This window comes from Pseudomonas sp. C8002 (assembly GCF_013385765.1).
Taxonomy (GTDB): domain Bacteria; phylum Pseudomonadota; class Gammaproteobacteria; order Pseudomonadales; family Pseudomonadaceae; genus Aquipseudomonas.
Genome location: NZ_JACAPJ010000005.1, coordinates 420,251 through 444,423, shown reverse-complemented (window position 1 = coordinate 444,423; position 24,173 = coordinate 420,251). Strand labels below are relative to the sequence as shown.

General features: G+C 61.3%; 23 protein-coding genes and 1 other RNA gene. 13 read left to right on the top strand and 11 right to left on the bottom strand.

Features of this window, described 5'->3' with window-relative positions; all coding sequences use genetic code 11:
- Position 1: 1 nt before the first annotated feature.
- On the bottom strand, positions 2–559 hold the full coding sequence (locus HX814_RS08685; RefSeq protein WP_003213952.1) for a YecA family protein: 558 nt from the start codon (positions 557–559) through the stop codon (positions 2–4).
- A gap of 139 nt (positions 560–698) precedes the next feature.
- On the opposite strand from HX814_RS08685, the gene HX814_RS08680 reads away from it, so the two are divergent.
- The 4 genes from HX814_RS08680 (at position 699) to HX814_RS08665 (ending at position 2,117) form a co-directional block, all read left to right on the top strand.
- Positions 699–908 (top strand): TIGR02449 family protein, encoded by a 210-nt coding sequence (locus HX814_RS08680; protein ID WP_003213954.1) that lies wholly within the window; start codon positions 699–701, stop codon positions 906–908.
- The gene (locus HX814_RS08675; RefSeq protein ID WP_003213956.1) at positions 905–1,222 is read left to right on the top strand and encodes a cell division protein ZapA; all 318 of its coding nucleotides are present in this window, start codon (positions 905–907) and stop codon (positions 1,220–1,222) included. Before HX814_RS08680 ends, HX814_RS08675 begins: the two co-directional genes overlap by 4 nt.
- A gap of 30 nt (positions 1,223–1,252) precedes the next feature.
- Positions 1,253–1,431: non-coding RNA, 6S RNA (gene ssrS / locus HX814_RS08670), on the top strand.
- Between the two features lie 56 nt (positions 1,432–1,487).
- Positions 1,488–2,117 (top strand): 5-formyltetrahydrofolate cyclo-ligase, encoded by a 630-nt coding sequence (locus HX814_RS08665; RefSeq protein ID WP_087693301.1) that lies wholly within the window; start codon positions 1,488–1,490, stop codon positions 2,115–2,117.
- 7 nt (positions 2,118–2,124) lie between these two features.
- Here HX814_RS08665 and HX814_RS08660 read toward each other — a convergent pair whose 3' ends face one another.
- On the bottom strand, positions 2,125–2,274 hold the full coding sequence (locus HX814_RS08660; RefSeq protein ID WP_003213959.1) for a hypothetical protein: 150 nt from the start codon (positions 2,272–2,274) through the stop codon (positions 2,125–2,127).
- Positions 2,275–2,470: 196 nt separating this feature from the next.
- Between HX814_RS08660 and HX814_RS08655 the strand changes: the two genes are divergently transcribed.
- From HX814_RS08655 to HX814_RS08640, 4 genes are all read left to right on the top strand, one after another.
- Entirely contained in the window at positions 2,471–2,920 is a 450-nt protein-coding gene (locus HX814_RS08655; protein ID WP_003213961.1) for an EVE domain-containing protein, read from the top strand.
- A 140-nt stretch (positions 2,921–3,060) separates the two neighbouring features.
- Positions 3,061–4,026 (top strand): HlyD family secretion protein, encoded by a 966-nt coding sequence (locus HX814_RS08650; protein ID WP_003213963.1) that lies wholly within the window; start codon positions 3,061–3,063, stop codon positions 4,024–4,026.
- Entirely contained in the window at positions 4,023–6,743 is a 2,721-nt protein-coding gene (gene rbbA / locus HX814_RS08645; protein WP_177009074.1) for a ribosome-associated ATPase/putative transporter RbbA, read from the top strand. The genes HX814_RS08650 and rbbA overlap by 4 nt, the downstream gene beginning before the upstream one ends.
- Before the next feature lies 1 nt (position 6,744).
- On the top strand, positions 6,745–7,863 hold the full coding sequence (locus tag HX814_RS08640; protein WP_003213965.1) for an ABC transporter permease: 1,119 nt from the start codon (positions 6,745–6,747) through the stop codon (positions 7,861–7,863).
- A gap of 118 nt (positions 7,864–7,981) precedes the next feature.
- Here HX814_RS08640 and HX814_RS08635 read toward each other — a convergent pair whose 3' ends face one another.
- Entirely contained in the window at positions 7,982–8,389 is a 408-nt protein-coding gene (locus HX814_RS08635; RefSeq protein ID WP_003213967.1) for a flagellar basal body-associated protein FliL, read from the bottom strand.
- Positions 8,390–8,538: 149 nt separating this feature from the next.
- Between HX814_RS08635 and HX814_RS08630 the strand changes: the two genes are divergently transcribed.
- From HX814_RS08630 to glpT, 3 genes are all read left to right on the top strand, one after another.
- Positions 8,539–9,516, top strand: coding sequence for an NADPH:quinone oxidoreductase family protein (locus tag HX814_RS08630; RefSeq protein WP_003213968.1), 978 nt, complete (start codon positions 8,539–8,541; stop codon positions 9,514–9,516).
- A 76-nt stretch (positions 9,517–9,592) separates the two neighbouring features.
- Positions 9,593–10,210, top strand: coding sequence for a flagellar basal body-associated protein FliL (locus HX814_RS08625; RefSeq protein WP_177009073.1), 618 nt, complete (start codon positions 9,593–9,595; stop codon positions 10,208–10,210).
- Positions 10,211–10,430: 220 nt separating this feature from the next.
- Complete coding sequence (gene glpT / locus HX814_RS08620) at positions 10,431–11,768, top strand: glycerol-3-phosphate transporter (RefSeq protein ID WP_003213972.1); 1,338 nt, start codon at positions 10,431–10,433, stop codon at positions 11,766–11,768.
- On the opposite strand, the gene HX814_RS08615 is transcribed toward glpT, so the two are convergent.
- A complete protein-coding gene (locus HX814_RS08615) occupies positions 11,765–12,418 on the bottom strand; it encodes a gamma-glutamylcyclotransferase (RefSeq protein WP_003213974.1) in 654 nt (217 codons plus the stop codon). The two genes, glpT and HX814_RS08615, sit on opposite strands and share 4 nt — an antisense overlap.
- Before the next feature lie 40 nt (positions 12,419–12,458).
- The gene (locus HX814_RS08610; RefSeq protein ID WP_008438880.1) at positions 12,459–14,852 is read right to left on the bottom strand and encodes a TonB-dependent siderophore receptor; all 2,394 of its coding nucleotides are present in this window, start codon (positions 14,850–14,852) and stop codon (positions 12,459–12,461) included.
- A gap of 329 nt (positions 14,853–15,181) precedes the next feature.
- Here HX814_RS08610 and HX814_RS08605 point away from each other — a divergent pair, with 329 nt between their 5' ends.
- Positions 15,182–15,658: a sn-glycerol-3-phosphate transporter gene (locus tag HX814_RS08605; protein ID WP_177009072.1), complete on the top strand. Its 477-nt coding sequence runs from the start codon at positions 15,182–15,184 to the stop codon at positions 15,656–15,658.
- Positions 15,659–15,808: 150 nt separating this feature from the next.
- Here HX814_RS08605 and HX814_RS08600 read toward each other — a convergent pair whose 3' ends face one another.
- The 6 genes from HX814_RS08600 to HX814_RS08575 all read right to left on the bottom strand — a co-directional run bounded on the left by HX814_RS08600 (position 15,809) and on the right by HX814_RS08575 (position 23,115).
- Positions 15,809–16,777 carry a CDP-6-deoxy-delta-3,4-glucoseen reductase gene (locus HX814_RS08600; protein ID WP_003213981.1) on the bottom strand — a complete coding sequence of 323 codons (969 nt, stop codon included), beginning with the start codon at positions 16,775–16,777 and terminating at the stop codon, positions 15,809–15,811.
- On the bottom strand, positions 16,777–18,243 hold the full coding sequence (ubiD, locus tag HX814_RS08595) for a 4-hydroxy-3-polyprenylbenzoate decarboxylase (RefSeq protein ID WP_008438879.1): 1,467 nt from the start codon (positions 18,241–18,243) through the stop codon (positions 16,777–16,779). Before ubiD ends, HX814_RS08600 begins: the two co-directional genes overlap by 1 nt.
- An 89-nt stretch (positions 18,244–18,332) precedes the next feature.
- On the bottom strand, positions 18,333–20,318 hold the full coding sequence (locus HX814_RS08590) for an acyltransferase family protein (protein WP_177009070.1): 1,986 nt from the start codon (positions 20,316–20,318) through the stop codon (positions 18,333–18,335).
- Positions 20,319–20,474: 156 nt separating this feature from the next.
- Complete coding sequence (gene rho / locus HX814_RS08585) at positions 20,475–21,734, bottom strand: transcription termination factor Rho (protein WP_008438874.1); 1,260 nt, start codon at positions 21,732–21,734, stop codon at positions 20,475–20,477.
- Between the two features lie 234 nt (positions 21,735–21,968).
- Positions 21,969–22,298, bottom strand: a complete 330-nt coding sequence (gene trxA, locus HX814_RS08580) for a thioredoxin TrxA (RefSeq protein ID WP_003213989.1) — start codon at positions 22,296–22,298, stop codon at positions 21,969–21,971.
- A gap of 121 nt (positions 22,299–22,419) precedes the next feature.
- Positions 22,420–23,115, bottom strand: a complete 696-nt coding sequence (locus HX814_RS08575; RefSeq protein ID WP_003213991.1) for a FadR/GntR family transcriptional regulator — start codon at positions 23,113–23,115, stop codon at positions 22,420–22,422.
- Between the two features lie 255 nt (positions 23,116–23,370).
- Here HX814_RS08575 and HX814_RS08570 point away from each other — a divergent pair, with 255 nt between their 5' ends.
- The gene (locus HX814_RS08570; RefSeq protein ID WP_003213993.1) at positions 23,371–24,156 is read left to right on the top strand and encodes a transporter substrate-binding domain-containing protein; all 786 of its coding nucleotides are present in this window, start codon (positions 23,371–23,373) and stop codon (positions 24,154–24,156) included.
- Positions 24,157–24,173: the final 17 nt, after the last annotated feature.

The following is a 24,173-nucleotide window of genomic DNA, read 5'->3' as shown; positions in this document are numbered from 1 at the left end:
CTTAGTGCAGCGACGGCTTGGGTGCAGCGGGCTCAGCCGATTTACGGGTCTCGGTGAACAGCAGCAGCGGCGCGACGCGCAGGTATTCCATGACTTCCATGTAGTCGCTTTCGCCGTCTTCGGACTCTTCCAGGGCGTCTTGCACCTGAGAGATGGCGGCCAGGTCCTGCAGCACTTCCTGGGCATCGGTGCTCAGGTCGAGGCCGCCGGCGTTCACGCCGAAACCGTGGAGGAAGCCTTGGCACCATTGGCCCAACGCGGCGGCGCGCTCGGTGAGCGGCGCGTCATCGGTAGGCAGCAGCAGGACGACGGTGACGTCATCACCGGTCAGCTCGCCTTTAACCATCTCTTGCAGGCCGATGAGCGCATTGCGCACGTTTTCGGTAGGCTCGGTTTCCAGCAGCTCGGCGACGTCGGCCAGCCAGTTGTCGGCATCAAAGCCGACACCGGTGCAGCTGCGGCCCAGCAGCACGCCGTGCAGTTCGGCAGGCGAGCAAGGATGACCGCTGGAACTCAGCAGTTTGGAAAAAGCATCGTACGGGGAGTTCTGAATGGGCATGGTGAGCTAGGCGCCAGACGGCGCAATGTCTAGAATGAAGCGCTGTATCCTAGCATCGGCAGACGTACCAAGACTATCGAGGGCGTCAGATCGTTTATCCAGCAGTTGCCATTCATCAGACAAAATCCAGTGGAACCCAATGGAAGACACCGACCTGCAAGCGCTGATGGCCAGACTCGAGCTGCTAATTAACCGGGTCGAGCAACTTAAGAGCCAAAACGGACTCCTATTAGCTCAGGAAAAGACCTGGCGCGAGGAACGCGCTCACCTCATTGAAAAAAACGAAATCGCCCGGCGTAAGGTCGAATCGATGATTTCGCGCCTGAAGGCCCTGGAGCAAGACTCATGAGTTCAAGCAATAGCGTCACCGTGCAGATTCTCGACAAAGAATATTCGATCATCTGCCCCCAGGAAGAACGCAGCAACCTGGTGAGCGCTGCCCGCTACCTGGACGGCAAGATGCGCGAAATCCGCAGCAGCGGCAAAGTCATCGGCGCCGATCGCATCGCCGTGATGGCCGCACTGAACATTACCCACGATCTGCTGCATAAGCAGGAACGGCCTGACGTGCAGGCCAGTGGCTCGACGCGCGAGCAGGTGCGCGACCTGCTGGAGCGGGTCGATCTGGTACTTTCTACCGATCCAGAGCCACCCAAGGGCTGATTGCGGCGTCGGTTTCGGGTATACTCGCCCCACTCCCTGGCGTGCTTGCCAGTCGGCGATGTCCCTGAGCCGATTCGCACTACCCTGGAAGTTACACGTTGGGCTGGTGTGCATGTCCGCTAGACGGAAAGCCTTAAAGCCTACTGTTTCTTCCACCTTGAACTTTCGGGTTCAAGGGCTAAGTCGACAGCGGTTCTGTCGGGGAGCCTGATTCCCAAATCCAATGCCAGTCCCAGGACTGGCATTGTTTTATGAGCCGAAAACCATGACCGAACCTGCGCCGCTTTCCCGCCCGCAACTTCGACGCATGCTGCGCAAAGCCCGCCGCGCCCTGACGCCAAGCGAGCAACGCCAGGCCGCCCTGGGCCTGTATCGGCAACTGGCACAGCACCCGCTGTTTCGCCGGGCCAAACACCTATCCTTATATCTACCGACGGACGGTGAAATCGATCCGCGCCTGCTGCTGCGCGCTGCACAGCGCCGGGGCAAGGCGACGTACCTGCCGGTGCTCAGTGCATGGCCGCGAACCAAGATGGTGTTCCAGCGAGTGCGCCCCGGCGAAAAGCTGAGGCCCAACCGTTTTCGCATCCTCGAGCCCCAGGTAAATGCCGGCCGGCAACGCAAGGTCTGGGCGCTGGACCTGGTGCTGCTGCCACTGGTTGGCTTTGATGATGTGGGCGGACGGTTGGGCATGGGCGGCGGGTTTTATGACCGCAGCCTGGCCTACATGGCCCGCCGGAAATCCTGGCGCAAGCCGACGCTGTTGGGCCTGGCCCATGAATGCCAGAAGGTCGAACGATTGGCACAGGCAAGCTGGGATGTACCGCTTGAGGGCACAGTCACCGATAAGGATTGGTATATAGCAGAGACGCTACTGGAATCAGCAGCGCCTTGAAGACGGGTCAGCGTTTGAACGGTTGCGGCTGTTGCTGTGCGAGTTCAATCGGTGCGTCAGTCTTGTTCGACCACAAGCTCTGCGCATAGCCGGTGGTCACAACGCCCAGGCCGAACAAAATAACCAAAATCCATAGTAAATCCGGTTTGCGTTTCATCGATTGCCCCCCTTCAGGCATCTTGCACACGATGACAGCAACGTTCCATTAGTAGTCCGTGCCAGCTGCGTCAAGCTCAAAACCCCGGCATTCTGCGTTAACGTGAACCAACACGCAAACCTTGACGCCAACCGACTGTCGGTTTGTCATAAAATTGCAGGACAACTTTCCCAATCGACTTTTGAGGAGCGAAAACATGGCCTATTGGCTGATGAAATCCGAGCCCGATGAACTGTCCATCAAGGGCCTGGAAAAGCTCGGCGAGGCCCGGTGGGACGGGGTGCGCAACTACCAGGCGCGGAACTTCCTGCGGGCGATGGCGGTGGGTGACCAGTTCTTCTTCTACCACTCCAGCTGCCCGGAACCGGGGATTGCCGGCATCGGTAAAATCGTCGAGGCAGCCTACCCGGACCCGACCGCGCTGGAGCCCGACAGTCATTATTTCGACGCCAAGGCCAGCCCTGAAAAAAACCCGTGGAGCGCGATCAATGTTGCCCACGTCGAGACCTTTGCGAAGGTCCTGGGGCTGGGCTATCTGAAACAGCAAACCGCCCTCGCCGAGTTGCCCCTGGTGCAAAAAGGCAGCCGCCTTTCGGTGATGCCGGTCACCGCCGAGCAATGGGCCGCCGTACTCGGCCTGCGCTGAAACAGCAGAACCCTGCGGTCACGCCCATGGCGCATGCATCTGCGCGCCAACCGGGTTAGGCTGGCGCTTCATTTGACCCGCATCAAGGGCCTCCGGGCAGGATCGGTCAAACTAGGACGCTAACGCCGCAGGATGCACCCATGTCGACGAACCACCGTACCTCCCATCTTTTCGCCATTCCATTGATTGTCTTGCTGCTGGCCGCCGGCGGCTTCGGCTATTGGCAATCCACCCAGGACCGCCTGCCCGAAGGCTTGAGCATGGGCAATGGCCGGCTGGAATCGACTGAAGTGCAGATCGCCGCCAAGATCCCCGGTCGCCTCGCCGAAGTGCGGGTGGACGAAGGCGACAAGGTGCTCAAGGGCCAACTGCTGGCGCGCATGGACACCCGCACCCTGGAAGCCCAGCGCGCCCAGGCCGAAGCCGAAGTGCTGCGGGCCAGGGAGAATTTCGCTGCTGCCGAAGCCAATGTGCAACTGCGCCGGAGCGAACAACTGCTGGCCAGCCAGGAACTCAAGCGCACCCAGGAGCTGTACAAGCGCGGCTTCGCCAGCGGCCAGCTGATCGACCAGCAGCAGGCCCGGCAAAACACCGGCAACGCTGCCGTGGTCGCCGCCCAGGCCCAGGTCAATTCGGTAAAGGCCGCCATCGGCGCCGCCCAGGCTCAGGTCGCCCAGCTCACCAGTGAAATCGAAGACAGCAGCCTGCGGGCGCCTATCGACGGCATCATCCAGCTACGCCTGGCCGAACCCGGCGAAGTGCTCGGCGCGGGTGGCCGCGTGTTGCTGCTGATCGACCCCAACGACCAATACATGAACCTGTATCTGCCCGCTTCGGTAACCGGCGCCCTGACCGTCGGCAGTGAGGCGCGGATCGTCCTCGACGCCCTGCCGAAGCAACCGCTGCCGGCGAAAATCAGCTTCGTCGCCGCCAAGTCGCAGTTCACCCCCAAGGAAGTGGAAACCCGCGACGAACGCCAGAAGCTGGTGTTCCGGGTCAAGCTGCGGCTGACCCAACCAAGCGCCGTGCCCCAAGCCAAACCGGGCATGCCCGGCGCCGGCTATGTGCGCACCGCTGACCTGGACTGGCCGGCCAACCTGCAATGAGCGGCCTGGCGCTGCACGCCACGGGGATCAACCATCGCTACGGCAAGCAACAGGCGCTGATCGACATCGCCTTCAGCCTGCCTGCCGGCACACGCTGCGGCCTGATCGGCCCGGACGGCGCCGGCAAGTCGAGCCTGCTGGGTTTGATCGCCGGGGTTAAAAAGCTTCAACAGGGCGAACTGGAAGTACTCGGTGGCGCCATCGAAGACCGCCGCCACCGCAACAGCCTGTACCCGCGCATCGCCTTTATGCCCCAGGGCCTGGGCGGCAACCTGTACCCCGAGCTGTCCATCAGCGAAAACATCCGGTTCTTCGCCACGCTGTTCGGCCTGTCGAAAGCCGATTGCGAACAGCGCATGCACAACCTGCTGCTGGCCACCGACCTCGCGCGTTTCGCCGAGCGCCCCGCCGGCAAGCTCTCCGGCGGCATGAAGCAGAAGCTCGGCCTGTGCTGTGCGCTGATCCACGACCCGGACCTGTTGATCCTCGACGAACCCACCACCGGGGTCGACCCATTGTCCCGTCGGCGCTTCTGGGAACTGGTGGAAACCGTACGCAGCGAACGCCCGCAGCTCACACTGCTGGTGGCCACCGCCTACATGGAAGAAGCCGAGCAGTTCGAGCATTGCCTGATGCTCGACCGCGGCAAGCTGATCGCCGACGGCCTGAGCAGCGAACTCGCCGCCGCGACGCCCAGCGGCAAACTGGACGAAGCCTTCACCCATTTCCAGGGCGACAGTGCCCATAACAACGAGCCGCTGGTGATTCCGCCCCGGCAAAGCGACAACACCGACATCGCCATCGAAGCCCACGACCTGACCCTGCGCTTCGGCGACTTCACGGCAGTCAACAAGGTCAGCTTCGCCATTGGCCGGGGCGAGATCTTTGGTTTCCTCGGCTCCAACGGCTGCGGCAAGACCACCACCATGAAAGTCCTCACCGGGTTGATGCCCGCCACCGAGGGCACCGCCACCCTGCTGGGCAACCCGGTCAACGCCAAGGACCTGGCCACCCGCAAGCGCGTGGGTTTCATGTCGCAAAGCTTCTCGCTGTACGGCGAACTCAGCGTGCGCCAGAACCTGGTGCTGCATGCGCAGTTGTTCGACCTGCCCAAGGCCGAGAGCGGCCAGCGCATCGACGAGTTGATCAAGCGTTTTGACCTGGGCGACGTTGCCGAGCAGCCGTCCGGCGAGTTGCCGCTGGGCCTGCGCCAGCGCTTGTCCCTGGCGGTGGCGGTGCTGCACCGCCCGGAAGTGCTGATCCTCGATGAGCCGACCTCGGGCGTCGACCCGGCCGCGCGGGATGACTTCTGGCGGCTGCTGATCGAACTGTCCCGGGAACAGGGCGTGACGATCTTCCTGTCCACCCACTTCATGAACGAAGCCCAGCGCTGCGACCGCATCTCGCTGATGCACGCGGGCAAGGTGCTGGCCTGCGACACGCCGGACGCGCTGCAACAGCAGTTCCACGGCGAAACCCTGGAAGCGGCGTTCGTCACCTGCCTCGAACAGGCCCAAGGCGCGCCCGAAGCGGCCACCGCGCCCTCCGAAACCGTCAGCGAACCCATGGCCCCACCCGTCAGCAAACACGGGTTCAGCGTCGCCCGCCTGTTGGCCGTGGCCAGCCGCGAAGGCAAGGAACTGCTGCGGGACAAAGTGCGCATGGCCTTCGCCCTGTTGGGGGCGATTTTCATGATGGTGATCTTCGGCTACGGCATATCCCTGGACGTGGAGAAGCTCGCCTTCGCCGTCTACGACCAGGACCAGACGCCGCAAAGCCGCGCCTATCTGGAGGCCTTTCGCAGTTCGCGCTATTTCGCCGAACAGCCGCCGATCACTGACTCCAACGAACTGCACAAACGCCTGCAACGCTCGGAAATCAAACTGGCGCTGGAGATTCCGCCAGGGTTCGGCCGCGATCTCTACGCCGGCCGCCAACCCGCCGTGGCCGCCTGGCTCGATGGCGGCATGCCGTTCCGTGCGGAAACCAGCCGCAATTATGTCGAGGCCGTGCACCAGGCCAACCTCCAACAACTGGCCGAACTGAACAGCACACCATTGAATCAGCAAGCCGCCGCCAAACTGGAAACCCGCTTTCGCTACAACCAGGACGTGGTCAGCGTGAACGCTATCGGTCCCGGCGTGATGGCGCTGATCCTCGCGTTTATCCCGGCGATGCTCACGGCCCTGGGGATCGTGCGCGAGAAGGAACTGGGCTCCATCACCAACTTCTACGCCACACCCCTGACCCGCCTGGAATTCCTGTTGGGCAAGCAGGCGCCGTACCTGGCCGTGAGCCTGATCAACCTGGGCCTGCTGGTGGCGATGAACCGCTGGCTGTTCGGCGTGCCGTTCAAGGGCAGCGGCGTGACCCTGGCTTTCGGCGGCCTGCTGTATGTGCTGGCCACCACCAGCATGGGCCTGCTGATTTCCGCGTTCACCCGCACCCAGATCGCAGCGATCCTGGGCACCATGATCATCACCAGCCTGCCGACCATCCAGTTCTCCGGGCTGATCGTGCCGCGCTCGTCCCTGGAAGGCGCCGCCGCGTTGATGGGCATGTTGTTCCCGGCGGGCTACTTCCTCGACATTGCAGTGGGCACCTTTACCAAGGCCCTGGACCTGCGTCAGCTATGGCCACAGTGCCTGGCGCTGTTCGGGTTTTTCCTGGGGTTCACCGGGCTTAGCCTGATCATGCTCAAGAAGCAGGAGGCCTGAGATGCACAAGTTCGCCCATATCCTGCGCCTCGGCATCAAGGAACTGACCAGCCTGCGCCACGACAGCGTGTTGCTGCTGTTCCTGTTCTACGCCTTTACCGTCGCCATCTATATGCCCGCCGCCGGCTCGGTGATCGGCGTGCACAACGCCAGCGTGGCCTTTGTGGATGAAGACCACAGCGCGCTTTCCCGGCAACTGGCCGAAGCGCTGCAACCGCCGGAATTCCAGGCGGCGGTGCCGTTGCCGTACGACCAACTGGACAAGGTGATGGACAGCGGCCAGTACACCTTCGTGATCAACGTGCCGGCGAATTTCCAGGCCGACCTGTTGGCCGGGCGCCAGCCGGGGGTGCAGGTCAACGTCGATGCCACGGCCATGAGCCAGGCATTCATGGGTGCCGGGTATATCGGGCGGATTTTCCAGCGGGAATTGCTGACCTATGGCAACCAGGCCGATGCCGCCCAAAAGGCGCCGGCGCTGCTGACCACCCGGGCGCTGTTCAATACCAACCTGGAAGGCGGCTGGTTTCTGGCGGTGATCCAGATCGTCAACAACATCACCATCCTCGCCATCGTGCTGACCGGCACCGCGCTGCTGCGTGAGCGCGAACACGGCACCCTCGACCATTTGCTGGTGCTGCCGCTGACTGCGCTGGAAATCATGCTGGCGAAAATCTGGAGCAACATGCTGGTGGTGGTGCTGTGCACCTGGCTGTCGCTGGAAGTGGTGGTGAAAGGCTTGCTCGGCGTGCCGCTGGCCGGGTCGCTGACTTTGTTTTTGCTGGTGACGGCGCTGTACCTGTTTGCCAGTACTGCCCTCGGCATCTTCCTCGCCACCCTCGCCCGCTCGACGCCGCAGTTTGGCCTGCTGGCGATCCCGGTGATTATCCCGATGCTGCTGTTGTCCGGCGGCAGCACGCCGCTGGACAGCATGCCGCAGTGGTTGCAATGGGTGATGCAGGGCTCGCCGTCGACGCACTTTGTGAGCCTGAGTGCGGCGATTCTGTTCCGGGATGCGGGTGTGAATGTGGTGTGGCCGGACTTGCTGGCGCTGGCGGGGATCGGGTTGCTGTTCTTTGCGGTGGCGTTGGCGCGGTTCAGGAAGAGCCTGGCTTCCTGAGGTGCCTGTCAGGACCTCTTCGCGAGCAAGCCCGCTCCCACATTCAACCGCATTCTCATGTTAGAACTCGGTCAAGTGTGGGAGCGGGCTTGCTCGCGAAGGGCGCGAAGCGACCGGCTTACTGGATGATCAGGTTGTTGAACAACAGATCCTCAACCTGCGGCTTGCCGGTTTCGTCGTTCATTACTTGCTGGGTCTGCTTCAGGGCTTCCTGGCGCAGTTTTTCCTTCCCATCAACGCTGCTCATGGTGTCGTTGGTCTGCTGGGTAAACAGCGCCACCAACTGGTTGCGAATCAGCGCGTCGTTGGCTTTCACGGCAGCGGCTGCCTCGGGACCGGTGACCCGCAGGGCGATATCCGCCTTGAACACCCGCAGCTTCGCGGTGCCATCCAGGCCGTAGTTACCGACAAACGGCGGGCTCAGGCTGATATAGCTGACCTTCGGCGCTTCGCCTTCTTTGGCTTCTTCGGCCAGGGCTGCCGTCGGCAGTGTCAGGGCCAGCATCAACAGGATCCACGCTTTCACAGTTCATTCCTCAATTCGGTTGCCCAGTAGCATAACGCTAGCAGCCCTGAGCACAAGCTTATGGCGACTTATCAGGCCGGGGCATGCTCGTTGACCCGTCGCCCTGCCCACCTACACTTATCGGCCAACACGCCAAAAGGAATAGTCCGATGAAAGCTGTGCTGTGCAAAGCCTTCGGCCCCGCCGAAAACCTGGTGCTGGAAGACGTCGAAAGCCCGGCGATCAAGAAGAACGAAATCCTGTTGGACGTGCATGCGGCCGGGGTCAATTTCCCGGACACCCTGATCATCGAGGGCAAGTACCAGTTCAAGCCGCCCTTCCCGTTTTCGCCAGGCGGTGAAGCGGCAGGCGTGATCAGCCAAGTCGGTGAGAACGTCAGCCACCTGAAGGTCGGTGACCGGGTGATGGCCCTGACCGGCTGGGGCAGCTTCGCCGAGCAGGTCGCGGTGCCGGGCTACAACGTGCTGCCGATCCCGCCGAGCATGGACTTCAACACCGCCGCCGCCTTCAGCATGACCTACGGCACGTCGATGCACGCCCTAAAGCAACGGGCCAACCTGCAACCCGGGGAAACCCTGCTGGTGCTCGGTGCCTCCGGCGGCGTCGGCCTGGCTGCGGTGGAAATCGGCAAGGCCATGGGCGCCCGGGTGATCGCCGCGGCCAGCAGCGCCGACAAGCTGGCGGTGGCCAAGGCTGCCGGTGCCGATGAGTTGATCAACTACAGCGAAGCCAGCCTCAAGGACGAGATCAAACGCCTTACCGGCGGCAACGGCGTGGATGTGATCTACGACCCGGTGGGCGGCGACCTGTTTGACCAGGCCATTCGCGGCATCGCCTGGAATGGCCGGCTGCTGGTGGTGGGCTTTGCCAGCGGGCGCATTCCTGAGTTGCCAGTAAACCTGGCGCTGCTCAAGGGCGCGGCGGTGGTCGGGGTGTTCTGGGGTTCGTTTGCCCAGCGCCAGCCGCAAGACAATGCCGCCAACTTCCAGCAACTGTTCGGCTGGTTCGCCGAGGGCAAGTTGAAGCCGCTGGTGTCCCAGGTGTACCCGCTGGAGCAGGCGGCGCAGGCGATCAACGACCTCGGCCAGCGCAAGGCTGTGGGCAAGGTCGTGGTGCAGCTACGCTGACTATTGTTTCATTTTGTCCGCGGAGTGCCTGGGCCCATGATCGGCCGAGGCACTCACTCACTGGCAGGAATGAATAATGGTCACACCGCTGCGCGCGCTGTTTCTGGGGTTGTTGATGATGGTGTCGGCTCACGCCTTTGCCCATAAAGAGGGCAAGGATGTACGCGGGCTGAACAACGTGACGGTGCTGATCGTGCGCCATGCGGAAAAACCCGATGAAGGTCCGTTGCTGAGCCCCAAGGGCGAACAGCGGGCGGCGGCCTACGCCAGCTATTTCGACCCGCTGCTGTTGAACGGCATCTCCGTGGTGCCCCAGCGGCTGATCGCTACCAGCGACAGCAAGGAAAGCTCTCGCCCGCGCCTGACCCTGACACCCCTGGCCCAGCGCCTGCAGCTCCCGCTTGAAACCCCCTACTCAGACGATCAAGTCGGCAAGCTGGTGAAGTTCCTGCGCAAGTCCAACCAGGCGCAGACCGTGTTGATCGCCTGGCATCACGGGCATATCGACAAGTTGATCGAGGCCTTCGGCGGTGACGGCGCGGCGCTGACCGGGATGAAGAAATGGCCGGAAAATGTGTATGACTGGCTGATCGTGTTGCGCTTCGACGACCAGGGTCAACTGGTGGAATCCCGCAGCCAGAAGATCCAGGAACACCTGCTTCCAGGTGATATCGCAGCCGCCAACGGCAACTGAACCGAATCACTGCCTGTGGTGAGGGAGCTTGCTCCCTCACCACAGCTTCTTGGCATCCCCTCCTGAAAACGTCCCTCACTTGCCTCTAAGCGACATGTTCGTAAAAGAACATGCAATTGCACTCAATTCCTATGCCCGCAGATAAGAGGCGGTGCTATTTTCGGTAACGAAACTGTAACATTCGCATCCGCAGTCAAAACAAGAAATCTGGAGCTCTTGAATGTTTGCTTTCTTCCGTCCTGCCGCACATCAGGCGCCCCTGCCTGAAGAAAAAATAGACAGCACGTACCGACGCCTGCGCTGGCAGATCTTCGCCGGTATTTTCTTCGGTTACGCCGGGTACTACCTGCTGCGCAAGAACTTCTCCCTGGCCATGCCGTACCTGATCGACGAGGGTTACACCCGTGGCCAGCTGGGCCTGGCAATGTCGGCGATCGCAATTGCCTACGGCCTGTCCAAGTTCCTCATGGGCCTGGTGTCCGACCGCTCCAACCCGCGCTACTTCCTGCCCTTCGGCCTGTTGGTGTCCGCCGGGGTGATGTTCATTTTCGGTTTCGCACCTTGGGCTACCTCCAGCGTGACCATGATGTTCATTCTGCTGTTCATCAACGGCTGGGCCCAGGGCATGGGCTGGCCGCCAAGTGGGCGGACCATGGTGCACTGGTGGTCGCAGAAAGAACGTGGCGGTGTGGTTTCCGTATGGAACGTGGCGCATAACGTCGGCGGCGGCTTGATCGGCCCGCTGTTCCTGCTGGGCATGGCCTGGTTCAACGACTGGCACGCGGCGTTCTACGTCCCGGCCACCGTGGCCCTGCTGGTGGCGGCATTTGCCTTCATCACCATGCGCGACACCCCGCAATCGGTGGGCCTGCCGCCTATCGAGCAATACAAGAACGACTACCCGGAAGGCTACGACGCCAGCCACGAAGACGAATTCAGCGCCAAGGAAATCTTCGTCAAGTACGTGCTGCGCAACAAAATGCTCTGGTACATCGCCTTCGCCAACGTCTTCGTCTACCTGCTGCGCTACGGCGTGCTGGACTGGGCGCCGACGTACCTCAAGGAAGCCAAGCACTTCGACGTGGATAAAACCTCGTGGGCGTACTTCTTCTACGAGTGGGCGGGCATTCCGGGCACGCTGCTGTGCGGCTGGATGTCGGACAAGATCTTCCGTGGCAACCGTGGCCTGACCGGCATTGTGTTCATGGGCCTGGTCACCGTGGCGACCCTGGTTTACTGGCTCAACCCGCCGGGCAACCCGATGATCGACATGATCGCGCTGTTCTCCATCGGCTTCCTGATCTACGGTCCGGTGATGCTGATCGGCCTGCAGGCGCTGGAACTGGCACCGAAAAAAGCCGCCGGTACCGCAGCGGGCTTTACGGGCTTGTTCGGTTACCTGGGTGGTTCAGTGGCAGCGAGTGCGGCCATGGGCTACACCGTTGACCATTTCGGCTGGGACGGTGGTTTCGTATTGCTGATCGGCGCGTGCCTGCTGGCCATCGCGTTCCTGATCCCCACCTTGTGGCACACCAATAGCGTCAGTGCCGCACGTTAATCGTCGGAACAGCCTTTGGAACACCGCTTGAGCCGCGCCTCCAGATTCTTGTCTGGCATGGCGTGGCTACGCAGGGCGTTGACGGTCTGCTCGACATAATCGCGAGTAGTGCCGTAACGCCCGCAAGCGCTTTGCAACACGTGATTCAGCACGATGTCGGGCAAATTGCCGGCATAACTGGGCAGATGCCGCTCCAGGACAAATCCCAATGCCTGCACCTGGCTGCCATCTTCCAGACGACAGCTGAGCCAGTGCGGCCGGTACGAGGGGTACGGCATCTCGCGCTGCCACAGGGCATAGAGCGAGGCCTCCAGTTGATCTTCCGGCAAGCGGTAGGCAAACCCGCTGCACGAGCCGCCGCGATCCAGGCCAAACACCAACCCCGGTATTTCCGGCGTGCCCCGGTGCTCATGAGACCACAGGTACAAGCCCCGGTGATAACCGTGGACCCGCGCCCGCATCCGCTGTGTCGACGAACATTCAGGCCGCCAGATCAGCGAACCGTAAGCGAATAGCCAGACCGGCCCACCCTTGTGCAGCGCCATGGTGGCTTGCATCGAGCTCATCAACTGTTCGTGAGTGAGTTGCGGCCCCAGATCGAGCCGCGGAGGGTAAGCCAATTGCAAAAGATCAGATTCAATGGCGGTCATGGCAGATCGCTTAGGTCTCCTTTGTTGTTACGAGAAGCTGTTACCAGTTGTAAGCAACTTTACCGTAATAGAACGCGCCGCTGTAACCGTACGGCGAAAAAGTGCTATAGGCCAGATTGCCACCACTGCTGGCGTAGGCATTGAGTTTTTCCGGGTATTTGTCGGTGACGTTGTCGCCGCCAACGGTGAAGGTCCAGTTTTTCAGCTTGTAGTCGGCTGACAGATCCAACAGCCAGGCGGCCTTGAAGCTCTGGTCGTTGGTCGGGTCGGCCTGGTAGCTGGTGAATGAACCATAGCGCACCAAATTACTGTGCAGCGCCCAGTTGCCGAAACTCAGGTCGTTGCCCAGGCTCAGCTTGTGCTGTGGCGTGGTATCGCCCAGCAGGCCGATGCGCTCGCGACGGTCCACCCGAACCAGGCTCGCGCCCAGGCTATCCAGTACGGACGGGTTGGCTTTTACGTCGGTGACCTTGGTGTGGTTGTAGTTGTAGCCCACGGTGCTGTTCCAGCGCACACCGTTGTCCAGTTGGTAGCGATAGTTGGCCACCAGGTCGACGCCATTGGTGGTGGTGTCGGTGGCGTTGGTGAAGTAGCGCACCGTGGTGTAGTTGATGTTGCCGACGCCATTGGCCTGCAGATACGCGAGCGCAGCCGGGTTCTTGCTCAGGTCCAGGTTGGAGGACAGGCTGATGCGGTCGCTGATGTCGATACGGTAGACATCGGCGGTCACGGTCAGGTTGTCGGTCGGCTCCAGCACCAGGCCGAGACTGTAGTTGCGGGACTTCTCGGCTTTCAGGTCTTCAGCGCCGAGCAGGCGCGCCACCTGGCTGTTGGCCGGGAAGGTGCCGGCTTCCTGGATGGTGTTGCCGATCAGTTGCGACGAGGTGTAGGCGAAGTTTTGCTGTGCCAGGGACGGCGCACGGAAACCGTTGGATACACTGCCGCGCAAGGCCACTTGCGGGGTGAAGTCGTAGCGCGCCGAGAGCGAGCCGCTGACGTTGGAGCCAAAATCACTGTAGTCCTCGTGACGCACGGCGGCGGAGGCACTGAGTTTTTCGGTGAAGTTGGTTTCCAGGTCCAGGTACTGCGCCCAGTTGTGGCGCGTGCTGGTGCCGGCGTCGGAATCACGGAAGCCGCCCAGGCCCGAGCTGCCGGTCTGGTAGTAGGACGCCGGGTCGCCCGCCTTGATCTGGTAACCCTGGTCCAGGTATTCGCCGCCAAACGCCACCGACACTGGATACGGCAACCAGCCCAGGCTGAATTCCCGCGACAGGTCCAGGCTGAGTTGCTTCTGGTCATTGACCAACGTGCCGTTGTCGAACTTGCGCGGCGTGGCCAGGCCCAGCGAGGTGTTGATGGTTTCGGTACCGATCTGGTACTGGTTCTTGCCGTAGTTGACCGACACATCGTAGTGCCAGTCATAGGCCAACAAGCCGCGCAGGCCGACCGCCAGGGACGTGTCTTCCACGTCACCGCGAATCAACGGCAGGTAACCATTGGGGTTGAGCGCAGGAATGTTGTTGCTCGCGTTACTGGCCCGGTAGAACGCCGCCGTCTCGCCGCGGGTCTTGCTGTAGCCGCCAAACGCATAGAACTCGGCCGCATCGCTGAAGGAATATTCCGAGTTGAGAAACAGCTTGCCCTGGTCAGTGGCCGGCTCGCCCTGGCGGAACACCCGCTGGCCGTAGGTCGTCGAACCAACGCTGCCCGGACGCAGGTCCTTGCCGGCGCGGTTGGTGTAATCGTTGTCGGCGCCTTCGGCAGAGATGTTGATAAACCCGTTATCGCCCAGCGCCACACCGGTGTTGCCGCTGAGGTTGCGCTGGATACCGTCGCCCTTCTTGTACTCACCAAACTTGCTGGTGATCGAGCCGCCGTGGTCGTCATGCTTGAGGATCACGTTGATCACCCCGGCAATCGCATCGGAGCCGTAGCGGGCCGATGCGCCGTCACGCAGCACCTCGATATGGTCGACCGCCGACAACGGGATCGCATTCAAATCCGCCGGCGCCGAGCCACGCCCAACCGCACCGCCGAGATTGACGAAGGCACTGGTGTGGCGGCGCTTGCCGTTGACCAGCACCAACACCTGGTCAGGTGACAGGCCACGCAGCTGCGCCGGGCGCACCAGTTCGGCACCGTCTACCAGGCTCGGGCGTGGAAAGTTGATGGAAGGAATCAATCGGGCCAACACCGCGCCCAACTCATCAGAGCCGGTGCTGCGCAAGGTGTCGCCGGAAATCACATCGATAGGTGACAACGAGGCACTGGCGGTGCGCTCTTGGGCGCGGGTGCCGGTGACAATGACTGTATCGAGTTTGGGTACATCGGCAGTGGCCGTTTCGGCGGATGCCACTGGACTGAATCCCACAGCGGTCAGCAAATTAGCCGACAAAATCGCCGTGTACAGCAGGTGCTGCTTGTTGCTCCCCATACCGCTCCCCTTGGAATCAAAAGCCAGAACGTCAATGCTCTGAGCTCGTACGATCGATCCGTGTGGCGGACGGTGGCGGTCATTTATTGGTTATTGGCAGAAAGTCGGTAGTCCGTTGGCATATAGCTTAATGATATTTATGTAACAAATTAAATACCTTTAAAGAATAAGCGAATGCATAAGCCCAGGCCGCTCCGCTCATCAGGATTGGCTGCCTCAATCCCTGTAGTTTCAGCGCAGGTTCAGCCTGGGGGCACGCTGAGCCTTCAAAATAGGCGCCTGTCACGACCCACCTGGCCGCCAACCGAATCGACTACCGAGGTCACTCCATGAAATACCGACTGCCCAGCCTGTTGTTCCTGGCACAGGCCACCACCGCCCTGGCGGCGGAAGTGCCGACCCAGGACGAAAAAGGCTTCTGGTATGCCCAGACGAGCGTCTACACCCGGCATTTTGCGCCGGACAAGGACCACAACAACAACCAGGACTTGATCGGCCTGGAGCGCAATGAAGCGTCAGGCCTGGTGTATGGCGGGGCGACGTTTCGCAACTCGTTCAGCCAGCGTTCGTACTACGCCTATGCCGGCAAACGCTACGACATGCCCGATTACCCGGTGTACTTGAAGCTGACAGGGGGTTTGATCCAGGGCTATCGCGGCAAGTACCGCGACAAGATTCCGCTGAATGGACTGGGGGTAGCGCCGGTGATCATCCCCTCGGTGGGCACCCACTACGGGCCGGTCGCCGCCGAGCTGGTGTTGCTCGGGTTCAATGCGGCGATGGTGACCACGGGCGTTCGTTTCTGATCGAGCCGCTGAAGGGCTTCTGTGGCGAGGGAGCTTGCTCCCGCTGGGTCGCGAAGCGGCCCTGAAGTTCATGCGATCTTAAAGATAGAACCCAGCGACTGTTTCGGGGCTGCTGCGCAGCCCAGCGGGAGCAAGCTCCCTCGCCACATGTTACGGGCGAGGTGCGTAGGCAAATACGTCAGCACGCATCTGGTGTGCATCCATGCCGGCCTCGACCAGCGCATCCAGGGTGCCGTAGATCATCGCCGGTGAACCGCTGGCGTAGACATGCACGGCCTTGAGGTCGCTGATGTCTTCGCACACCGCTTCATGCAACAGCCCGCAGCGCCCTTCCCAGCCACACAGGTCGCTGACCACTTTGTGCAGGAATAGGTTGGGCAGTTGCAGCCACTGGTCCCAGTGCTCGATGTCGTAGAAGTCTTCCGGTCGACGTACACCCCAATACAGATGCACCGGGTGCTTGAAGCCACTGGCGCGACAGTGTTCGATCAGGCTATGCATCTGGGCCATGCCGGTGCCGGCGGCGATCAGCACCAGCGGCCCGTCGGGCAGTTCCGCCAGGTGGGTGTCGCCAAACGGCATTTCGATGCGGGCCATCTGGTTGCGCTGCAACTGCTCCAGCAGGCTGCGGGCGCTGTCTTCCCGGGCCAGCACGTGCAATTCCAGCTCGCGCCCGGCGTGGGGCGCCGAGGCCAGGGAGAATGCCGACTTCTCGCCGTTTTCCCGCTCGATCATCAGGTATTGCCCGGCGTGGTAGCGTACCGCCTTGCCGGCCGGAGCCCGCAGGCGCACGCGCCAGACGTCACCGCCCACCTCGACGCATTCACTCAGTTGGCAAGACAGTTTGCGCACCGGCAATTCTCCCGGCGCCAGCACGCCATCCCACAACACAATGCAATCTTCCAGCGGTTCGGCAATGCAGGTATAGAACTCGCCATGGTCACGCACCTCACCGGCTTGCTGCACCCGGCCTTCCACCAGCAGCGCCGCGCACACGTGGCACACGCCATTGCGGCAGGCCTGGGGGCAATCGTAGCCCAGGCGGCGCGCGCCCTCGAGGATCCGCTCGCCGGGCGTCAGTTCAAGTACCGCACCGGAAGGCTGCAGGGTTACACGCATCAATCTATTCCTAATTCTTTCCAGAGCGCATCGACACGGGCTGTGACCGCTTCGTCCTTGACGATCACGCGGCCCCATTCGCGGGTGGTTTCACCCGGCCATTTATGGGTGGCGTCCAGGCCCATTTTCGAGCCGAGGCCCGATACCGGGGAAGCAAAGTCGAGGTAGTCGATCGGCGTGTTGTCGATCATCACCGTGTCGCGCTTGGGGTCCATGCGCGTGGTAATGGCCCAGATCACGTCGTTCCAGTCCCGGGCGTTGATGTCGTCGTCGGTGACAATAACGAACTTGGTGTACATGAACTGTCGCAAAAACGACCACACACCCAGCATTACCCGCTTGGCGTGGCCGGGGTACGACTTCTTCATCGTCACGATGGCCATGCGATACGAGCAGCCTTCGGGCGGCAGGTAGAAATCAGTGATTTCCGGAAACTGCTTTTGCAGGATCGGCACAAACACTTCGTTCAACGCCACGCCGAGGATCGCCGGCTCATCCGGCGGGCGGCCGGTGTAGGTGCTGTGGTAGATCGGCTTGATCCGGTGGGTGATGCGCTCGACGGTGAACACCGGGAAGCTGTCGACTTCGTTGTAGTAGCCGGTGTGGTCGCCGTAGGGGCCTTCATCGGCCATCTCGCCCGGGTGAATCACGCCTTCGAGGATGATTTCGGCGGTGGCCGGCACTTGCAGGTCGTTACCGCGGCATTTCACCAGCTCAGTGCGATTGCCGCGCAACAGGCCCGCGAAAGCGTACTCGGACAGGCTGTCGGGCACCGGCGTGACGGCGCCGAGGATGGTCGCCGGGTCGGCGCCCAGGGCCACGGAAACAGGGAATGGCTGGCCGGGATGCTTTTCGCACCACTCACGGAAATCCAGGGCGCCGCCACGGTGGCTCAGCCAGCGCATGATGACCTTGTTGCGGCCGATCACTTGCTGACGGTAGATGCCGAGGTTCTGGCGGTCCTTGTTCGGGCCCTTGGTGACGGTCAGGCCCCAGGTGATCAGCGGGCCGACGTCGCCAGGCCAGCAGGTCTGCACGGGGAGCATGCCGAGGTCGACATCCTCGCCTTCGATCACCACTTCCTGGCAAACCGCGTCTTTCACGACCTTGGGGGCCATGGCGATGATCTTGCGGAAGATGGGCAGCTTCGACCAGGCGTCCTTGAGCCCCTTGGGTGGCTCGGGTTCCTTGAGGAAGGCCAGCAGCTTGCCGATCTCGCGCAGTTCGCTGACCGACTCGGCGCCCATGCCAAACGCCACGCGGTCGGGGGTGCCGAACAGGTTGCCGAGCACCGGGATATCAAAGCCCACCGGGTTTTCGAACAGCAGCGCCGGGCCCTTGTTGCGCAAGGTGCGGTCGCAAATCTCAGTCATCTCCAGGACCGGGGAAATCGGCACCTGGATACGTTTCAACTCTCCGCGCTGCTCAAGTTGCTGCACGAAATCCCGAAGATCCTTGAATTTCATTAACCATGCCACCCGTAAAATAGGCGTACATCCTACCTGCTCTTACGGTCGCTGGCAGCTTATTGAGCAGCATTGCCGACGACACAGACTCAAAGAGCCGATGCCTGGGTTTCATCGCGCAAGGCTTTGAACAAGGGTTCAAGAAACGCCTCGACATACCGCGAACCAACCGCCGAGAGGTGATTGTCGTCGGTGTACAGCGACTGACCGTCCAGTTCCACCCGGCACCAGTCATTCGCACTGCATAACTTGGGCGCCGGATCCATTACCTTTACCCCGGGATCAGCCGCCGCCATGCGCTCGAATACGCTGCTGATATAGGCCTGGCGCTGGAGGTGCTCATCCAGGGGCATGCCTTCTTTGTCGGTGGGCCGGCCGAGCATCGCCAGGCGACTCAGGCGGTAAGGCGGACTGAATTCCTGCAGGGGGACTTCCTTGACCAGCCACACCCGATGACCGCTGGCGCGCAATTGCTGCACAAGGGCGCCCAGACTTTCAGCGAAGCGCCGCTCGGCGAAGGCGCGGTCATAGGTTCCGGTCGCCGGGTCCAGCAACGAAGCCTCGGTATCACCATCGCGCTGCCCATAGACATACAGGCTCCAGCGCGCCACCAGCACCACGTCGCTAAAGGTTTCCTTGCCGAGCAGTTGCGTGACCTGCTGGTTAAAGGCCAGGCAGCCCGGAACGCTTTCCTTGCGATTAAACGGCAGGCAACCGGCATAACCTGCCTGCGTGACGCTGACACCGTACTTGCTGGCGCCGTCTCGCAACGCCGGAACCAGCGCCGTGGCATGGCTATCGCCCCAGACCAGCGCGCGCGTCGGCGCGGACTGAGGCCCGAAATGACAAAATCCATGGTGGCGATTTTTCCCACCATCCACCAGGCAGGCCATAAGGTCCGGGCTCCACTCGCGCGCCTGGGCAAATTGCAGCGCCTCGGGCGACAGGCGCCAAGGCAAGCCCTTCGTCATGACCAGGCCTTTGCCGAGCAGTCCCACCCCAAGCAGCGCGATACCCGCCGCCACCAGGATTTGCTTGCGCCCTGCCAACAGCCGACGTTCACGGAACGGCGCCTCGACAAACCGCCAGGACGCATAACCCAACACCAGGCTCAACACAAACAGTGCACCAAGCTCCCACGGGCCCAGCCCGTCGACACTGGCGTACTTGCCAAACACGTACACCGGCCAGTGCCACAGGTACCAGGAGTAGGAGATCAGGCCAATCCCCACCAGCAAGCGGCTACCCAGCAGCTTGCTCGTCAGGGTAGTTTGCTGGCCGTTGGCCCAAATCAGGCAGACCACGCCCACCACCGGCAACAGCGCTGCGGCGCCGGGAAACGGCGTGCTCGGGTCATACGCGAAGACCGCCAGCAGGATCAGGCCGAGGCCGGCAAGGCTGACGGCCTGCGCCAACGCCGGGCTGGCGCGGTACTCGCGTACCGGCATTACCGCCAGCATTGCGCCCGCCAACAGCTCCCAGGCACGCATCTGCAGCAGGAAAAAGGCTCGTTCCGGAGCGTGGGCCACCGCCCATGTACTCATGCCGAATGACACCAGCAACAACACGAACAGCGCCGTGCGCCAATATTTGAGCCGGCTCGACAGCAGTGTCAGAAGCAGTGGGAAGAGGATGTAGAACTGTTCTTCAACCGACAATGACCAGGTATGCAGCAACGGTTTGATATCGGAGGCCACATCAAAGTAACCGTCCTGACGCATGAAAAACAGGTTGGAGATAAACACCACCTGGTTATGTATCGAGCGCCCCAACTCGCTGTAATCCTTTGGCGCCAGCAGGAACCAGCCCACCACCAGCGCGCCGAGCATCATCACGAACAGTGCCGGCAGGATACGCCGCGCTCGCCTGGCCCAGAAGCTGACAAAACTGAAACGGCCGGCCTCACGCTCGCGCCAGATGATCGAGGTGATCAAGTAGCCGGAGATCACGAAAAACACGTCGACGCCGACAAAGCCGCCGGTAAAGCCCGGTACACCAAAATGAAACAGCACAACAGCGAGCACAGCTATGGCACGCAGGCCGTCAATGTCCCTGCGATAAGCGAGAATGGTCATAAAATCTTGTAATTTGCCTGATCGGATGGACAGCGAGTGTAGTAACACACGCGAATTTGTTTCTAAACAGACACACACTAAAGCCAAAACTCCTTTTCCAGAAACAAAAAAAATGGCGCCCCATGGGGCGCCATCCTTTTTGACCGAAGCGTCGTGTTACTTGCGCTTCATCGACAGGAAGAACTCGTCGTTGGTCTTGGTGGTTTTCAGCTTGTCGATCAGGAACTCGATGGCCGCAACTTCGTCCATGGGGTGCAGCAGCTTGCGCAGGATCCACATGCGCTGCAGTTCGTCATCGGCGGTCAGCAACTCTTCGCGGCGCGTGCCGGAACGGTTGATGTTGATGGCCGGGAACACCCGCTTCTCGGCGATACGACGGTCCAAAGGCAGTTCCATGTTGCCGGTACCTTTGAACTCTTCGTAGATCACTTCATCCATCTTCGAACCGGTTTCAACCAGTGCGGTGGCGATGATGGTCAGCGAGCCGCCTTCTTCGATGTTCCGCGCAGCGCCGAAGAAACGTTTCGGTTTCTCCAGGGCGTGGGCATCGACACCACCGGTGAGCACCTTGCCGGAGCTTGGGATCACGGTGTTGTAGGCACGGGCCAGACGGGTGATGGAGTCGAGCAGGATCACCACGTCTTTCTTGTGTTCGACCAGGCGCTTGGCCTTCTCGATCACCATTTCGGCAACCTGCACGTGGCGGGTTGGCGGCTCATCGAACGTCGAGGCAACCACTTCGCCGCGCACGGTGCGCTGCATTTCGGTTACTTCTTCCGGACGCTCATCGATCAGCAACACGATCAGGTGAACTTCAGGGTTATTACGGGCGATGTTCGCTGCGATGTTCTGCAGCATGATGGTCTTGCCGGCTTTCGGCGGGGCCACGATCAGGCCGCGCTGGCCTTTGCCGATCGGGGCACACAGGTCGATGACACGACCGGTCAAGTCTTCGGTGGAACCGTTGCCGGCTTCCATCTTCATGCGCACGGTCGGGAACAGCGGCGTCAGGTTCTCGAAGAGAATCTTGTTTTTCGCGTTCTCGGGACGATCGTAGTTGATCGTGTCGACCTTGAGCAGGGCGAAATAACGCTCGCCTTCCTTTGGAGGGCGGATCTTGCCAACGATGGTGTCACCGGTGCGCAAGTTGAAGCGACGGATCTGGCTCGGCGAGACGTAGATATCGTCTGGGCCGGCGAGATAGGAAGCGTCTGCAGAGCGGAGGAAGCCGAAGCCGTCCTGGAGAATCTCCAGCACGCCATCACCGGAGATTTCCTCGCCGCTTTTCGCGTGCTTTTTCAGCAGGGAGAAAATCACGTCCTGCTTGCGCGAACGGGCCATATTTTCTATGCCCATCTGTTCGGCCAATTCGAGCAGTTCGGTAATCGGCTTTTGCTTGAGTTCAGTCAGATTCATATAGGAATGACGTAATCATTTATGGAGGGGGGGAAATTAAGCTTTTGGCTTAATGAGGCCGCGCCGCAGAGAAGGCGACAGGATCGCGTACTAATCGAAAAGGAGAGCGTCGGCGACGGCTTGCAGGGGGCAGTGGAGAAACCAGTGCGGGGCCGAATGTACCACCTGAGTTTCAGAGCGTCTAGCCCTGTTTCACGAAAAAGCCCCGCAAATTGCGGGGCTTTTTGAGGACGCTTAGATATTGGCGTCGAGGAAAGCTTGCAGCTGGGACTTCGACAGCGCGCCGACCTTGGTGGCCTCGACGTTGCCGTTCTTGAACAGCATCAGGGTCGGGATACCACGCACGCCGTGCTTGGCCGGAGTTTCCTGGTTGTCGTCGATGTTCAGCTTGGCAATGGTCAACTTGCCTTCGTAAGTGGTGGCAATGTCGTCCAGGACCGGAGCGATCATTTTGCAAGGACCGCACCACTCAGCCCAGTAGTCAACCAGCACCGGGCCCTGGGCCTTCAGTACTTCGGCCTCGAAGGTCGCGTCGGTGACGTGCTTGATAAGATCGTTGCTCATGGATGTCTCCGGGTTGTAAGCAAAAAAAACGTTGCCCATCATAGCCGCCCTTCCCGCGTTCAGGAAGCTGCAGCTGATTGACTCTTCCTATGATGGCGCATGAGTTTGGGTATAGCCCAACTCATGGAGTTACGGGAGTGATGAAGGCAATCCCTGTACGCAACGCCGCGTTACGCACATGTTCCTGCATGCTTTTCTGCGCCGCCCCGCTGGCGCGTCGGGCCAGGGCACGGAGGACCTTGCGGTGCTCCTGCCAGGTCTCCATGGCCCGCTCCGGCCGGATGAACGGTAGTTTCTGGCTCTCCAGGAACACCTCGGCACTGGCGCTGAGGATGCTCACCATCGCCTGATTGCCGCTGGCCAGCAGGATGCGCCGGTGGAATTCGAAGTCCAGCCGGGCGGCTGCCTCGAAATCACCGGCCTTCAGCTCCTTGCGCATCGCCTCGACGTTATCTTCCAGGATGTCCAACTCCCCGGTGGTCAGCGTCACCGCCGCCAGCCCCGCCGCAAAACCTTCCAGGGCGTAGCGCAGTTGAAAGATATCCAGCGGCGTCGCCTGTGCCGTAAACGGCCAGGCCAACCCCGGCAGCTCTTCGGCCGCTTGCACGAACACGCCTTTGCCCGGCTGCACACTTACCACGCCCAAGGCACTGAGGGACGACAAGGCTTCACGCAAAGAGGCCCGGCTCACGCCCAATTGCAGCGCCAGGTCGCGCTGGGAGGGCAACGCATCACCCGGCCCGAAGCCCTCGTCAGCGATCAATTTGCGGATGGCCTGTAGCGCCACTTCCGGTACGGCTTGGGCGATGGAATTCATAAGAAACTCAGGTTTCCAGTCAACTGAGCGGCTAGTTGTAAAGCTATTCGCAGCACCCGGCAAGCCACGCCCCAAAGGGGCTCGCGCGGTTTTGACGGCGCTCGAAAAGGGTGCAGAAAACCCAGTAACTGTTCAGACCAGTAAGACCGCCAAGACTCAACAGCCACCGGCTCTGGCGCGAAATACGGCGGTGCTGGCATGGGCTGTGCACTGGCAAAAACCGGAAAATCCTTTCGTCCTTTTCGGAGAGTCGCCATGACCAAGCGTTGCAGCGCCCTGCTCACTGCCCTGTTTGCCAGCCTGATGCTGAGCCAGGCGCCCGCCCAGGCCAACGGTCTGGACGATATCGTCGCCCGTGGCACCCTCAAGGTGGCCGTGCCCCAGGATTTCCCGCCGTTCGGCTCGGTCGGCCCGGACATGAAGCCCCGCGGCCTGGACATCGACACCGCAAAGCTTTTGGCCGACCAGCTCAAGGTCAAGCTTGAACTGACCCCAGTCAACAGCACCAACCGCATCCCGTTCCTCACCACCGGCAAGGTCGACCTGGTGATTTCCAGCCTGGGCAAGAACGCCGAGCGCGAGAAGGTCATCGACTTCTCCAAGGCCTACGCGCCCTTCTACCTCGCCGTATTCGGCCCTCCCGATGCGCCGATCAGCACCGTTGACGACCTCAAGGGCAAAACCATCAGCGTGACCCGTGGCGCCATCGAAGACATCGAGCTGACCGCCGTGGCGCCTAAAGAGGCGACGATCAAGCGCTTTGAAGACAACAACTCGACCATCGCCGCCTACCTCGCCGGCCAGGTGGACCTGATCGCCAGCGGCAACGTGGTGATGGTGGCCATCAGCGAACGCAACCCCAAGCGCGTGCCGGCACTGAAAGTGAAGCTCAAGGACTCGCCGGTGTACGTGGGCGTGAACAAGAACGAGCCGGCGCTGCTGGACAAGGTGAACCAGATCCTGGTCGCGGCCAAGGCCGACGGCAGCCTGGAAAAGAATGCATTGCAGTGGCTCAAAGAGCCGCTGCCGGCTGATCTCTGAGCGCGGTAACGAGGGTT